This window comes from Mycobacterium sp. 2YAF39, assembly GCF_052114565.1.
In the GTDB taxonomy this organism is placed as follows: Bacteria; Actinomycetota; Actinomycetes; order Mycobacteriales; family Mycobacteriaceae; genus Mycobacterium.
This window is the reverse complement of the sequence record NZ_JBFREZ010000006.1, coordinates 289,348-304,156: the sequence shown is the minus strand read 5'-3', so window position 1 is coordinate 304,156 and position 14,809 is coordinate 289,348. Positions and strand designations below refer to the sequence as shown.

General features: G+C 65.6%; 12 protein-coding genes. 5 read left to right on the top strand and 7 right to left on the bottom strand.

The window, feature by feature from the left end:
• Positions 1-2 precede the first annotated feature (2 nt).
• From AB4Z42_RS19205 to AB4Z42_RS19180, 6 genes are all read right to left on the bottom strand, one after another.
• A complete protein-coding gene (locus AB4Z42_RS19205; RefSeq protein ID WP_442010792.1) occupies positions 3-1,202 on the bottom strand; it encodes an NAD(P)/FAD-dependent oxidoreductase in 1,200 nt (399 codons plus the stop codon).
• Entirely contained in the window at positions 1,184-2,485 is a 1,302-nt protein-coding gene (locus AB4Z42_RS19200) for an FMN-binding glutamate synthase family protein (RefSeq protein ID WP_442010791.1), read from the bottom strand. Before AB4Z42_RS19200 ends, AB4Z42_RS19205 begins: the two co-directional genes overlap by 19 nt.
• Complete coding sequence (locus AB4Z42_RS19195; protein ID WP_442010790.1) at positions 2,485-3,168, bottom strand: protein glxC; 684 nt, start codon at positions 3,166-3,168, stop codon at positions 2,485-2,487. The genes AB4Z42_RS19200 and AB4Z42_RS19195 overlap by 1 nt, the downstream gene beginning before the upstream one ends.
• Positions 3,156-4,034 carry a glutamine amidotransferase gene (locus tag AB4Z42_RS19190; RefSeq protein ID WP_442010789.1) on the bottom strand — a complete coding sequence of 293 codons (879 nt, stop codon included), beginning with the start codon at positions 4,032-4,034 and terminating at the stop codon, positions 3,156-3,158. Before AB4Z42_RS19190 ends, AB4Z42_RS19195 begins: the two co-directional genes overlap by 13 nt.
• Positions 4,035-4,049: 15 nt before the next feature.
• Entirely contained in the window at positions 4,050-5,363 is a 1,314-nt protein-coding gene (gene glnT / locus AB4Z42_RS19185) for a type III glutamate--ammonia ligase (RefSeq protein ID WP_442010788.1), read from the bottom strand.
• Between the two features lie 87 nt (positions 5,364-5,450).
• A complete protein-coding gene (locus tag AB4Z42_RS19180) occupies positions 5,451-6,704 on the bottom strand; it encodes an ammonium transporter (protein ID WP_442010911.1) in 1,254 nt (417 codons plus the stop codon).
• A 136-nt stretch (positions 6,705-6,840) separates the two neighbouring features.
• Here AB4Z42_RS19180 and AB4Z42_RS19175 point away from each other — a divergent pair, with 136 nt between their 5' ends.
• The 5 genes from AB4Z42_RS19175 to AB4Z42_RS19155 all read left to right on the top strand — a co-directional run bounded on the left by AB4Z42_RS19175 (position 6,841) and on the right by AB4Z42_RS19155 (position 13,214).
• Positions 6,841-7,296, top strand: a complete 456-nt coding sequence (locus tag AB4Z42_RS19175) for a hypothetical protein (RefSeq protein ID WP_442010787.1) — start codon at positions 6,841-6,843, stop codon at positions 7,294-7,296.
• Positions 7,297-7,421: 125 nt separating this feature from the next.
• A complete protein-coding gene (locus AB4Z42_RS19170) occupies positions 7,422-8,687 on the top strand; it encodes an aspartate kinase (protein WP_442010786.1) in 1,266 nt (421 codons plus the stop codon).
• Entirely contained in the window at positions 8,688-9,758 is a 1,071-nt protein-coding gene (locus AB4Z42_RS19165; protein WP_442010785.1) for an aspartate-semialdehyde dehydrogenase, read from the top strand.
• A gap of 26 nt (positions 9,759-9,784) precedes the next feature.
• A complete protein-coding gene (locus AB4Z42_RS19160; RefSeq protein WP_442010910.1) occupies positions 9,785-10,885 on the top strand; it encodes a DUF4185 domain-containing protein in 1,101 nt (366 codons plus the stop codon).
• A 217-nt stretch (positions 10,886-11,102) separates the two neighbouring features.
• On the top strand, positions 11,103-13,214 hold the full coding sequence (locus tag AB4Z42_RS19155) for a catalase (RefSeq protein WP_442010784.1): 2,112 nt from the start codon (positions 11,103-11,105) through the stop codon (positions 13,212-13,214).
• 14 nt (positions 13,215-13,228) lie between these two features.
• Here the strand turns inward: AB4Z42_RS19155 and AB4Z42_RS19150 are convergent, their stop codons facing one another.
• Positions 13,229-14,740, bottom strand: a complete 1,512-nt coding sequence (locus tag AB4Z42_RS19150) for an FAD-dependent oxidoreductase (RefSeq protein WP_442010783.1) — start codon at positions 14,738-14,740, stop codon at positions 13,229-13,231.
• Positions 14,741-14,809: the final 69 nt, after the last annotated feature.

Sequence of the window (14,809 nt, the reverse complement as noted above, 5' to 3'; positions counted from 1 at the left end):
AGTCAACGCATCTGTCCTGCACCGGAATACGGATAGGGGCTCTGCAGCAGAGCCCCCTCCGCGAACCGGGACAGCCGGAAGTCCTTCTCCGGAATACGGGGGTCGGCGCTGCGGCCGTCGATGACGAGGTCGGCGATCAACCGGCCGACGGCGGGAGCGATCTTGAATCCGTGACCGCTGAAGCCCGCTGCGATGACGAGCCCGTCCACCTCGGTCCTGCTGATGACCGGGTTCCAATCCGGCGTGACGTCGTAGCAGCCGGCGTAGCTGCCGGTGATCGCCGCGCCGGTGAAGCCTGGGAATCTGGTGCCGACGCGTTCTACGGTCTCCTCGACGAAGGCCTCGGTGGCGCGGTTGAGGTATGCGTCGGGGTTCGCATCCTCGACATCGGACAGATCGCTGTTGCCGAACAGCAGCTCACCGCCGAGCTCTGGCCGGATATATTGCAGTGAAACGAGATCGGAGAACACCGGTACGGTGCCGATCGGCATGCCGGGCGCGATTGTGACGAGCTGTTCGCGGACAACGCGGATGGGCACATCGATGTTGTACGGCGCAAGGAAAGGTGCCGTCCAGACTCCGGTAGCGACCACGACGGTGTCCGTGGCGATTACGTCGCCGTTCGCCAACCGCACACCAGCGACCTTGTCATCGTTGATCAGCAGGTCGGTCACGTTGGCGCCCTGACGAATTCGCACACCTGCCGCGCGTGCCGACGCCGCGAACGCCTGCGCCGTCAGGTAGGCGTCACCGTATCCGCCGCGTGCTTCCCACGCGAAGGCCTCGAACACCGCCAGATCCGCGTACGGCCACAGCCGGGCGACCTCTGCGGCGTCGATCTCCTCGGTCTGAACGCCAACGGCACGCTGCGCGGCGAGACTACTACGCAACGAGAGGGCGTCGCCTTCACCCACGCCGACGACATAGCCGGTCTGGCGGAAACCGATGTCGGTGCCGAAGATCTCCTGCCCCTTTTCGAACACCTCGAGGCCGACGGTGGCCATCGCGGCCAGTGAGCTCACTCCGTAGTGGCAGCGCACGATGCCGCTGGACTTTCCGGTCATTCCTGCGCCGACGGTATTGCGTTCGGCCACCACGATATTCGTGACACCGCGCTGCGAAAGGGCCCAGGCCGCGGCGGCGCCTTCGATGCCGCCGCCGACGATCACGACATCCGCGGTACTCACCGGCCTGGAATCCATTCGGTGCCGGCCAGCGGGACCCGGGCCATCGCCGCGGCCTCGATGGTGACGGCGACCAGATCCTCGGGTTCGAGGTGGCGCACGTGGGACTTCCCGCACGCGCGCGCGATCGTCTGCGCCTCCATGGTGAGCACCCGTAGGTAGTTGGCCAGCCGCCGGCCGCCCCCAACGGGGTCGAACCGGGACGCCAGCTCGGGATCCTGTGTGCTGATACCCGCCGGGTCGGTGCCGTCCTGGAAGTCGTCGAAGAATCCCGCAGCGCTACCGAGCTTTTCGTACTCGGCGGAGTAGCGAGGATGGTTGTCGCCCAACGCTATGAGGGCCGCCGTGCCGATCGCGACCGCGTCTGCTCCCAACGCCAGCGCCTTCGCCACGTCAGCACCGGTGCGAATGCCGCCCGAGACGATGAGTTGCACTTTGCGATGCACCTCGAGTTCCTGCAGCGCCTGCACCGCCTGCGGCAGCGCGGCCAGCGTCGGCACGCCGACATGTTCGATGAACACCTCCTGGGTCGCTGCCGTGCCGCCCTGCATCCCGTCGACCACGACGACATCCGCTCCCGCATGCACAGCGAGCTTCACGTCGTAGTACGTGCGGGTGGCGCCGACCTTGACGTAGATGGGCTTCTGCCAGTCGGTGATCTCCCGTAACTCGTTGATCTTGATCGTCAGGTCGTCGGGTCCCGTCCAGTCGGGATGGCGGCACGCGGAGCGCTGGTCGATGCCCTCGGGCAGCGTGCGCATGTTCGCGACGCGCGGCGAGATCTTCTGACCCAGCAGCATGCCGCCACCGCCGGGCTTGGCGCCCTGGCCGAGCACGACCTCGATCGCGTCGGCCTTTCGGAGGTCGTCGGGGTTCATCCCGTATCGCGACGGAAGATATTGGTAAACCAGGTATTTGCTCTGCGTCCGTTCCTCGCGGGTCATGCCGCCGTCGCCCGTAGTCGTGGACGTACCGACCTCGCTGGCGCCGCGGCCGAGCGCCTCCTTCGCGGGACCGGACAGCGCACCGAACGACATACCGGCGATCGTGACCGGGATGTCGAGGTGCAGCGGGTGTTCTGCGTATCGGTCGCCGAGAACAACGTCGGTGTCGCACCGTTCGCGGTAACCCTCCAGCGGATAGCGCGACATCGACGCTCCGAGGAACAGCAGGTCGTCGAAATGGGGGAGGGGACGCTTGGCGCCCCAGCCGCGGATGTCGTAGATGCCTGTGTCCGCTGCACGCTGGATCTCGGCGATTACCGACCGGTCGAACGTCGCGGACTCGCGTAGGTGGCTCATCAGTAGGCCGTCGCGTTGTCGGCGTGGAAATGGTAGAGCGAGCGCGCGGAACCGTAGCGCGTGTAGGCGGCGGTGTCATCCTCGAAACCAGCTGCTGCCAACAGTGATTCGAGCTCCGCGTGGTGTTCGGGCCGCATCTCCTTGGTGACGCAGTCGGCCCCGAGCGATGCGACGGCGCCGCGGACATAGATGCGTGCCTCGTAGATCGAGTCCCCGAGCGCCTCGCCGGCGTCACCGCGCACGATCAGCCTGCCCGCCTGCGCCATGAAGGCGCTCATATGTCCGACGTCGCCGCCAACCACGATGTCGACTCCCTTCATCGAAATACCGCACCGTGCAGCCGCTTTGCCCTCGATAACCAGCAGTCCGCCGTGCGCCGTGGCACCTGCGGATTGCGATGCGCTGCCCTTGACCCGGACAGTGCCACTCATCATGTTCTCGGCGACGCCGGTACCCGCGTTGCCGTTGATCGTGACGTCGGCCTGTTGATTCATGCCCGCGGCGTAGTACCCGACGTGGCCCTCGACCCTCAGCCGTATCGGCGCGTTCAGACCGACCGCGACATTGTGCGCGCCGTCGGGGTGAGCGATGGCGAAGTCGCCCGAGAGGCCGGGTTCGTGCAGCGCCGTGTTCACCTCGCGCAGCGGAGTGGTCGCCAGGTCGAACGCCGTCAGCGTCTCCACGCGTAGATCACCTCCGGCTCGGGTTCCCAGATCTTGGCCGCGTCCACACCGGGAAGCCCGGCCAGCGCGCGGTATTCGCTGCCCATCGCGACCCAGTCGTCGGTTTCGGCGATGACCGCCGGCTTGCACGCGATGGCGTCGCGCACCACGGCGAACGAATCCCGATTGGACACCAGCAGGGTGTAGAAGCCGTCGAACGTTGCGCACAACTCCTTCAGAGCGGCCTCGATGTCGCGGCCGTCCGCCAGTTGCCTCGCGATGAATCGGGCTCCCACCTCAGTGTCGTTCTCGCTGTCGAATTCGACTCCAGTCGCGCGTAATTCGCGGCGAATGGTGGCGTGGTTCGCGAACGATCCGTTGTGCACCATGCACTGTTCGGGGCCGACCGCGTACGGATGAGCCCCTGCCGGCGTCACAGCCGACTCCGTCGCCATCCTGGTATGGCCGACACCCTGCCAGCCCTGCGCCTTGGACAATCCCCAGCGTTCGGCGAGGACCCGCGGGTGGCCGACGCCCTTGAGCACGGCGAGATCGGCGCCGAAGCCCGCGACGAGCGCATCGGGATAGGCGGATCTGGCGGCGGCCAGGATGTCCTCCGACGAGGCCTGTGCGGTAAGCAGATACGTCTCGTCGAGCTGTGTCACGGCAACGCCGAGCGTGGCAGCCACCTCGTCGGGGCTAGCGTCGACTTCGAGCAGCGAAACGCAGCCGTGTCCCGGTGGTGACCAGGTCGGATCGCCGTACACGGCGACGCCTGCCGAGTCGCTTCCGCGGTCGCCCATCTCGCACAACATGCCGGTCACGAGTTCCCCGAGCTGCGGGCGCAGGTCGGGGTTGCGCAGATGCAGGCCCACAATGCCGCACATTCGGCCAGTTCCTTCCTAGAAGGCGGTCAGGTAGTGGTCGATCTCCCACGGCGTCACGGCGCTGTGGTAGGCGAAGAACTCGTCGCGCTTGATGTTCGCGAAGTAGGACGCCACCCCCTCGCCCGCGGCGTCGAGCACGCCGGTGATGACGGGGTCGCCCTCCAGCTCGTCGACGGCATGCAACAGGGTCGGCGGTAGTGCCGAACGTCCTTGGGAGCCAACGCCACCGGGGTCGGTGCTTCGTTTGATGCCGTCGATGCCTGCACCGAGGGCCGCCGCAATCGCAAGGTAGGGGTTCGCCGACCCGTCGCCTCCCCGCAGCTCGACGCGTTGGTCGTCGGGTACCCGGATGTAATGAGTGCGGTCGTTGCCGCCGTAGCTGGGCGTGTTGGGCGACCACGAGGCGCCCGACGCGGTGCTGGTCGCACGGGTCCGCTTGTAGGAATTCACCGTCGGCGCGACAACGGCCTGCAGCGCGCAGGCGTGTTCGAGGATGCCGCCGATGAAGGAGTAGGCGGTTTCGGACAGCCCGAGCCCGCGCTCGTCCGGAACGTCATGGCCCGCCGGAAAGACCGGTGCACCGCCCGTGGTCAGCGAAAGGTGCAGGTGCAGACCGCTTCCCGTGCGATCCGTGAACGGTTTGGGCATGAAGGTGGCGACCATGCCGCGTTCGGCGGCGATCATCGAGAGCAGGTAGCGCAGGGTGACGACGCGGTCGGCGGTGGTCAGCGCGTCGGCGAACTGGAAGTTCTGCTCGAACTGGCCGTTGCCGTCCTCGTGGTCGTTGGCGTAGTTGGACCAGCCGAGTCGGTTCATCGCCGTCGAGATGGCGGTGAGGTGGTCGTACATCCGGGTGACACCGCGTGCGTCGTAGCAGGGCTGCGCGGCGGTGTCGGCCGTGTCCGCGGTAGACAGCGTGCCGTCGGCGTCACGATGCAACAGGAAGTACTCGACCTCAGCGCCGACCCACGGCTCGAAGCCGGCGTCGGATGCCTGCGCGATCAACGCCTTGAGGATGACCCGCGGCGCGTAGGGCCACGGCTCGCCGTTGACGTGCGGGTCGCAGTGCACGATGGCCAGTCCCTCCTTGAGGAACGGAATCGGTGTGAACGAGGCGGGGTCCGGAATGGCCATCAGGTCAGGGTCTTTCGGCTCCTGGCCTATGGCGCCAACCGCGTACCCGGCGAATCCGACGCCCTCGGTGGCGAGCAGGTCGACGGCCTCGACCGGTACCAGCTTGGCGCACGGTTTGCCTCGCAGGTCGATGAACAGCGCGAGGATGAATTTCGTCCCGGCCGCTTCGGCCAGAGATGCGAGATCTGCGGACATTGTGCGGAAACCTTGTCTCTTGTCAGGAAACTCGACACCGATGAGCCGACCGGCGCGGCCCAGTGGCCCGCGCCGGTCGGTTACGGATCAGACGGTTTGCAGCTCGTACGACGCTTCGCGGTGGAACGCCGTGTCGATGCCTGCCTCTTCTTCATCGGGCGAGATGCGGATACCCATCGTCTTCTTGATCGCGAACGCGATGATGCCTGCGACGACGAACGAGTAGACCATCACCGCGCCCGCGGCGACGGCCTGCCGCCACAGCTGGTCGAAACCACCGCCGTAGAACAGTCCGTTGATGCCGTTGGGCATGCTCTCGCTGGCCAAGAGGCCGATCAGCAACGTGCCGACGACGCCGCCGACCAGGTGGACGCCGACCACGTCGAGCGAGTCGTCGTAGCCGAAACGGTCCTTGAGGCCCACGGCGTACACGCAGATGACACCCGCGATCGCGCCCAGGATGATCGCGCCGACGGGCGTGACCGCACCGCATGCGGGGGTGATGGCGACAAGACCGGTGATCGCGCCGGAAGCGGCGCCGACGCCCGTCACGTGGCCGTCCTTGATCTTCTCCACCGCGATCCAGGCCAGGGTGGCGGCACAGGTGGCGACGAACGTGGTGACCATGACGATCGCGGCGGAATTGCCTGCGGCGAGGGCGGATCCACCGTTGAAGGCGTACCAACCGGCCCACAGCAGGCCCGCGCCGAGCAGTGTTAGCGGGACGTTGTGCGGTTTGCGCAGCTTGCCCCAGCCTGCGGACTTGCCCAGCACGATGGCGACGGCAAGCGCTGCGGCGCCCGCATTGATGTGCACCGCGGTGCCGCCTGCGAAGTCGACCGCCGCGAGCTTGTTGGCGATCCAGCCGCCGACGGAGTTCTCGGTCACCACGCCGTCAAACGCGAAGACCCAGTGCGCAACGGGGAAGTACACCAGCACCGCCCAGACCGCGGCGAAGACCATCCACGCGCTGAACTTCATCCGGTCGGCCACCGCACCCGAGATCAGTGCGACGGTGATCGCTGCGAACAGCGCCTGGAACAGTGCGAACAGGGATATCGGTAGCCCGCTGATCGTCGTGTCCGACTCAAGCAGGTCCTTCATCCCGGCGAATTCCGTGATGCTGCCGAGGAATCCGCCGTAAGACGTGCCGAAGGTCATCGAGAAACCGAACAGCACCCACAGCACCCCGACGATCGCCACGGCGCCGAAGGTCATCATCATCATGTTGGTCGAGCTCTTGACGGACACCATGCCGCCGTAGAAGAGAGCGAGCCCGGGAATCATCAGCGTGAGGCCGATGATGCAACACAGCATGAATGCTGTGGTCCCTGTATCCACGTCCATATACGTCTCCTGATAGTGATGCGGCCCGCCATAGGGCCGTTCACTGCCAGTAACCGATGTTTCTGTTACGTGGACCGGCTTGTGAGGTTGCCTGCACGTTAATAAGCGGCCGGTCGCTAGAGTTCCTGCGATGAGGCTTGATCGACGGTGGTGGGTCGCCATTGGCGTCGCGGTGGTGGCTGCCGTCGCGGTGGTGTTGTCCAACACCGTCTTCAGCGGGCCGTCCGAGGAGTGCAAGCCGGTGCAGGCGATGCTCGAGTACAACAATTCGCAGGGCGAGTTGATCAAATCGAAGGCCAGCGACACCGACCCGGCGGTGCCCACGGTGGCCGAGGACGCCGCATACCAGCAGTGGGCTGACGGCATGGCTCAGCGGGCGCAGGAGATCAACGACCCCAACCTGGCGGGCACGGCCATCCAGGTCGCCGACGCGGCCTCCAAGTTCGTCGCCATGCTGCCCCGGATGCGGTCCGAGACCGAAGGCCGTGCTCCGAACGCGCCCGCGCCGCCGGTGTACTTCGAGATGACGCTGCTCAATCAGCGCATCATTGACGGACTCAAGCAGCTCGAGGAAGCCTGCAAATAACCGCTGCTGAGGCCGGTTCGCCGGTGCGGTGACCGGCGGAGTAAATGAGATGCGCCAAACCCTTATCCTTGGTGGGACTGTGCTCGACCGAAAGGCGCGGTCCCAAGCGTTGAAAGGCATGCCCAGTGGCGCTCGTCGTGCAGAAGTACGGCGGATCCTCGGTCTCTGACGCCGAGCGGATCCGCCGCGTAGCCGAGCGCATTGTCGAGACCAAAAAGGCCGGTCACGACGTCGTCGTGGTGGTTTCGGCGATGGGCGACACCACTGATGACCTGCTCGACCTGGCTCGTCAGGTGTCTCCCGCACCGCCTGCCCGGGAGATGGACATGCTGCTGACGTCGGGTGAGCGCATCTCCAATGCGCTGGTCGCGATGGCCATCGACTCGCTGGGCGCGCAGGCGCGGTCGTTCACCGGATCGCAGGCCGGCGTCATCACCACCGGCACCCACGGCAACGCCAAGATCATCGACGTCACCCCCGGCCGCCTCCAGCAAGCCCTCGACCAGGGCCTGATCGTGCTGGTCGCCGGTTTCCAGGGTGTCAGCCAGGACAGTAAGGACGTCACGACTCTGGGGCGCGGCGGATCCGACACCACCGCGGTCGCGCTCGCCGCGGCACTGAAGGCCGACGTGTGCGAGATCTATACCGACGTCGACGGCATCTTCACCGCGGACCCTCGGATCGTGACCAATGCCAAGCACCTCGACACCGTGAGCTTCGAGGAGATGCTCGAGATGGCCGCCTGCGGCGCCAAGGTGTTGATGCTGCGGTGCGTGGAATACGCGCGTCGCTACGACGTTCCGATTCACGTGCGCTCGTCGTACACGGACAAACCAGGCACTCTCGTCAAAGGATCGATGGAGGACATCCCGATGGAAGACGCCATCCTGACCGGAGTTGCGCACGATCGCAGCGAGGCGAAGGTCACCGTCGTCGGCCTGCCCGACGTCCCGGGCTACGCGGCCAAGGTGTTCCGCGCCGTCGCCGACGCCGACGTGAACATCGACATGGTGTTGCAGAACATCTCGAAGATCGAGGACGGTAAGACCGACATCACGTTCACCTGCTCGCGCGAGAGCGGACCCGGCGCGGTGGAGAAGCTCACCGCCCTTCAGGGCGAGATCGGCTTCTCCAAGGTGCTCTACGACGACCACATCGGCAAGGTGTCACTCATCGGCGCGGGTATGCGCAGCCATCCCGGCGTGACGGCGACGTTCTGCGAGGCACTCGCGAAGGTCGGGGTGAACATCGACCTCATCTCCACGTCTGAGATTCGAATCTCGGTGCTGGTCAAGGATACTGAGCTGGACAATGCCGTCGTCGCGCTGCACGAGGCATTCGGCCTCGGCGGTAATGAGGAAGCCGTCGTGTACGCGGGATCGGGACGCTAGATGGTGAACTTCGGAGGGCAGGAGCGAAGCGACCGGGGAATAAACATCGGAGTGGTCGGCGCGACCGGGCAGGTCGGCCAGGTCATGCGCGCACTGCTGGAGGAGCGCGACTTCCCCGCCACCAGCGTGCGGTTCTTCGCGTCATCGCGGTCCCAGGGTAAGAAGCTGCCGTTCCGCGGCCAGGAGATCGAGGTGGAGGACGCAGAGACCGCCGATCCCACCGGGCTGGACATCGCGCTGTTCTCGGCGGGCGCGACGATGTCGCGCGTGCAGGCCCCGCGGTTCGCGGAGGCGGGCGCCGTCGTCATCGACAACTCGTCGGCATGGCGCAAGGATCCCGACGTGCCGCTGGTCGTCAGCGAGGTCAATTTCGAGAGAGATGCAGGCAGGCGACCCAAGGGCATCATCGCCAACCCGAACTGCACGACGATGGCCGCGATGCCGGTACTCAAGGTGCTGCACGACGAGGCCGGTCTGGTGCGCATGATCGCGTCCACCTACCAAGCGGTCTCGGGCAGCGGCATCGCGGGCGTCGACGAGCTGCACGCGCAGGCCAGTGCCGTCGTCGCGAACAGCAGGGAGCTGGTCGCCGACGGTGGCGCGCTCGACTTCCCTGCACCGGCGAAGTACGTCGCGCCGATCGCGTTCAACGTGGTGCCGCTGGCCGGTTCGCTCGTGGACGACGGTTCGGGCGAGACCGACGAGGACCAGAAGCTGCGCGACGAGAGCCGCAAGATCCTCGGCATCCCGGACCTCCTGGTGAGCGGTACGTGTGTGCGGGTGCCGGTGTACACGGGCCACTCGCTGTCGATCAACGCCGAGTTCTCCAGGCCGCTGTCCGTGGCGCGTGCCACCGAGCTGCTGGCCTCTGCTCCGGGAGTGACGGTGGTGGACGTCCCGACGCCGCTGGCGGCCGCGGGCGTCGACGACACGCTGGTCGGCCGCATCCGTCAGGATCCCGGCGTGCCGGACGGCCGCGGGCTTGCGCTTTTCCTGTCGGGTGACAACCTGCGAAAAGGCGCGGCGCTGAACACCATTCAGATTGCCGAGCTGCTGGCCGCCGAGCTCTGACGTCGTTGCGGCGTCTTCCAGCAGGACTGTTCTCGCTGTTTCTCTGCTGGACTGCCGTTTCGGCGGCCGCCGTCCACGCCGACCCGCCCGCGCCCGCACCTGACCCGATCCTGCATTCACTTGCGCCGGGGCAGGTCATCCGGATCGCTCCGACTGCCGGAACAGGGACGTCGACAAGGGATTACGGCATCGGGGCCACAGACCTCTGCGAGTTCATGGAATTTCCCAGCGGCATCCTGCAGGTCTGCGGTGACAGCTTCGCCGGCCAAGCCGTCGGATTCGGTGGCTGGTACTCACCGATCGCGCTGCACGTCGAAACCGATTCGATCGACGACCCCAACGGCGTGCGCTACGAAGGGGTGACAGGGATCGACAAGCCGCTGCTGGCCGGGCCGACAGAGCCGGGCACTTCGCAGCTGCCCGCCGGAGTGGTGCAGATCAACCGTGAGAACTACATGATGGTCACCACGGTCCGCGACCTGAACCCGATCACGTCGCGGTTGGTGAAAGCCGATCCGGCACAGGGCAACTGGCCGACCATTCCGGATTCGAAACGCGACGCCTCCTATGCGGACTCCCGGCAGTCGCAGATCAGCGGATACTACGACCCCATCCCGAAGCCGGATTCCGAGAGCGGCTGGGTGTACATCGTCGCGAACAACTTCGACCGCACCGGACCGCTCGTGCTGTACCGCGCACAGCCCGCGACCTTTGCTGATCGCTCCAGCTGGCAGGGCTGGTCTGCGGAGTTGGGCTGGGGCCGTCCGCCAACTCCGTTGTGGGGGGACTGGATCGGTGAGATGAGCATCCGCCAGATCGACGGTAGGACGGTGCTGTCGTACTTCAATGCCAGCACCGGCAACATGGAGGTACGGGTCGCAGCCGATCCGACGGGTCTGGGTTCGGCTCCGGTGACCACGGTCGTCGTCGCCACGGACTGGCCGCAACCCGTGGAAAACCTTGGGCCGCCGGAGAACAACCGGTTGGCGCAACCCTACGGCGGCTACATCTCGCCCGGCTCGACACTCGACGAGCTTCGGGTGTTCATCAGCCAGTGGAATACCACTGCAGGGGGAGGAACGCCCTACCGCGTCGTGCAATTCGCGGTGAACCCGTTCAAACCCTAGTCACGCCTGCGTGAACATCTCCACGGCGAGGTTGCCCAGCGTCTGAGCGTGTCCCTCGGAGCAGGCCCTTTCAGAACGATGGTGACGGATACCCCTTTTCGAGGGCGCAACACGTCTTCGAGGAAGTAGTCCGACATCGTGCATAGGGCCATCCGATCGGGGTATCTGTGCGCCATCAGCCCCACGGATGTCGTGACGACACCAGCCAGGAGTACTCATGCCCCCTCGCCGCAACCGCGATCAAACCGCACCGAAGCCCACCAGCCCGACCGGTAATACCGACGGCGACGCCGGTGATATCGACGTGCGCGCTCAGTCTGGAAAATTCCTGACCACCGCACAGGGTCTGCGTCTCCCGGACACCGACCACTCCCTCAAGGTGGGCGATCGGGGTCCGTCGCTCCTCGAGGATTTCCATCTCCGCGAGAAGATCACCCATTTCGATCATGAACGCATCCCCGAGCGTGTGGTACACGCACGGGGTGCGGCGGCGCATGGCGTGTTCGAGTCCTACGGCACTGCCAAGTCGTTGACCAAGGCGGGTTTCCTGAGCCGCAAGGGTAAGAAAACCGAAGTGTTCTGCCGGTTTTCGACGGTGCTCGGTTCGCGGGGGTCCGCCGACACCGTGCGCGACACCCGTGGATTCGCGGTCAAGTTCTACACCGACGAGGGTAATTTCGACTTGGTCGGCAACAACATTCCGGTGTTCTTCATCCAGGACGGCATCAAGTTCCCAGACGTCATTCACGCCGGAAAGCCGCACCCCGACCGGGAGATTCCGCAGGCGCAGTCGGCACACGACACGTTCTGGGATTTCGTGTCGTTGCACACCGAAGCGACCCACCATGTCTTCTGGAATATGAGCGATCGCGGCATTCCCCGGTCCTACCGGACCATGGAAGGCTTTGGGGTGCACACGTTCCGGCTGGTCAACGGCAAAGGCGAGACGAGCCTCGTCAAGTTCCACTGGAAGCCGATCGCCGGTGTGCACTCGCTTGTTTGGGAGGAAGCACAGATCGCGGCGGGCTGCGATCCCGACTTCCACCGGCGCGATATGGCCGACGGTATCGAGGCAGGCGCATACCTCGAATACGAACTCGGCGTGCAGGTCATGCCTGACGACGGCACCGACACTTTCGAGGGTATCGACCTACTTGATCCGACCAAGATCGTCCCCGAGGAAATGGTCCCGGTGCAGCTGATCGGAAAGCTGACGCTGAACCGGAATCCGACCAACTACTTCGCCGAGACCGAACAGGTCGCCTTCCACACCGGCAACCTGGTTCCCGGCATCGAACCGACGAACGACCCGCTGATGCAGGCGCGGCTGTTCTCGTATCTGGACACACAACTCACCCGGCTCGGCGGCCCGAATTTCACTCAGCTGCCGATCAACCGGCCCCACTGCCCGGTGAACGACATGCTGCGTGACGGCATGCATCAGACCGCCATTCACACCGGCTTGGCACCGTACCGGCCGAACAGCATCGACGACGGCGAACCGCTGGTCGCCGACGCTGGTGACGGTGGCTACGTGCAGACCCCGCGGACGGTCGAGGGCAAGACGGTGCGCGCCCAACCGTCCTCGTTCGACGATCACTTCACCCAGGCGGCGATGTTCTACCGGAGCCTGACGTACGTGGAGCAGGTCCATATCATCGAGGCGTTCACGTTCGAGCTCGGAAAGTGCTACGAGCAGGCGATCAAGGAACGCGAACTCCAGGTGCTGGCCAACGTCGACACCGACCTGTGCAAGCAGGTGGCGATAGGCCTCGGGCTGCCGGCGCCGAAGGGCAACCCGCCCGTTGATGTCCTCGAATCGACTGCGCTGTCACAGGTTGTCGACACTCCGGGCCCGATCGACGGTCGCAAGATCGGCATCATTGCGGGGGCCGACTCCGACCTCGCGGGTGTGACCAAACTGGTGCAGGCGATTCAGCGACTCGGTGCGACTCCGTTGGTGACCGCTCCGATCGGCGGGGTGTTGAAGTCTGGCAGACGCAGCGTCATCGTCGAGCGGACTCTGTTGACCGCGCGGTCTATCGAGTACGACGCGATCGTCGTTGCCGCCGGGACCAAGCCCACTCGCGACATCAAGCTGGTGGTCCTGCTGCAGGAGGCATTCCGGCACTGTAAGCCGGTTGCGGCATGGGGTGATGGCACAAAAGCCTTAACGGCTGCAGGAATCGATCTCGACGCTGCCGGGGTCCTGGTCGCCGACGGAGTGAACAAATCGTTCACCGATGCGCTTCGGAATGCAGTTGGGCTGCACCGAGTCTGGGACCGTGCGGTTGACGTGATGGCGTCCGAAGTCGCGCCGGCGCGCTGACGGGCAGGCGCGACTTACGGTGTGAGCGACTTGGTCGCGGGACCTTCGAGTAGGGTGCCGTCGGGCGCGAAGCGCGAGCCGTGCAGGGGGCATTCCCAGGTGCAGTCGGCGTCGTTCCAACTCACGATGCCGCCCAGGTGTGGACACACCGGGGAGACAACGTGAGTTGTGCCGTCAACCGTGCTCTCGGCGCGCAAGTGCCAGGGCGGACCGGTCACCACACCATCGCCCTCACTGGGAGTGGCCGCCGAGGCGAACATCGGCGTCACCCAACCCTTGGCGAGGTTGAAGCCCACTTCGAGGTTCGACTTCAGGGCGGTGGTGATGCCTGCGGCTTCGTGCGGGCTCCAACTCGCGAACGCGCGGCGCCAGTCCATCCTGCCGCCGAGTATCTGGGACGAGAGCGCCAATGCCGCTGCGACCCCGTTGGACATCCCCCACTTGTCGAAACCCGTGGCGACGAAGATCTTCTCAAACTTGGGCAGTAGCGGGCCGACGTACGGAAGCTCGTCGACCGGATGGTAATCCTGGGCGGACCAGAAGTGTGTCCGAACGGCGCCCGGATAGTGCAGGGCTGCCCATTTCGCCAACTCCTCGATGTCGGCGGCCGGCGAATCGGCCCGGCCGACCGTGTGGCCTGCGCCGCCGACGATGAGCTTCTCGCCTGTGGCGGACGGCGCGTAGCGCACGGACCGGGTGGGCGAGTCCACGGCGATGAACATGGGTCGCGTGATGTCGCCGGGCACGTCGAAGGCCAGGCAGTAGGAACGTTGCGGCTTCACCCGCGCGAAGAATCCGCCACGATCCAGGATCGGGATACCGGTAGCCAGTACGCACTGCTGGGCTGGTATCGAAACCTGTTGCTGCTGGCCGTTTTCAGCTGATGTCGCTGCCTGCACACTGATCCGCAGCGGACCGGTGCCGGAGATCGACGTCACCCGCGCGCCTTGCAACAGCCTGCCGCCGTGTGATTCGAAATCGGTCACCAAGCTGTTGAGAAACGGCATGGGATCGATCTGCGCCTGGTCCCGCAGCCGGACACCGCCCTGGAACGGAAAGGGCACATCCGCATCGTCCACCCACGCAGCACCTTCGATGCCGGCCTCCCGGGTGGCTGCCAGCACGGATTTTGCGGTGCTGACGCCGTCCGCGCCCTGGGCGTACGCGTAGTCATCTTCGCGCTGGACGTCCACCCCATGTTCCTCGCAGTGGCGAAGCAGCCAGTCGCGACCTTCGGTGTTCCCGGCGACGTAGTCGCGCAGAATTTCTCGCCCGTGTTTGCGGGCGATGCGTGACAACTTGCTGCCCTGCAGCAGGCTCACTTTGCCGGTGGTGTTGCCCGTCGCCCCGGCGCCGACGTATTGGGCTTCGACGACGGTCACTCGCTTCCCCGCCCTGGCGAGGAGCACAGCTGTTGTCAGACCGGTGATTCCGGCGCCGACGACCACGACGTCGGCAGGATCTCCCTCGATACTGCGCAGGGCACTGACGGGTGCAGCCTGGTCGGCCAGCCATAGCGAGGTCATGGCGCCAGAACTACCCGGCCCACCTGCCGTCAAACGTCACCAGCTTGCCTGACGGATAGGAAATCCTTC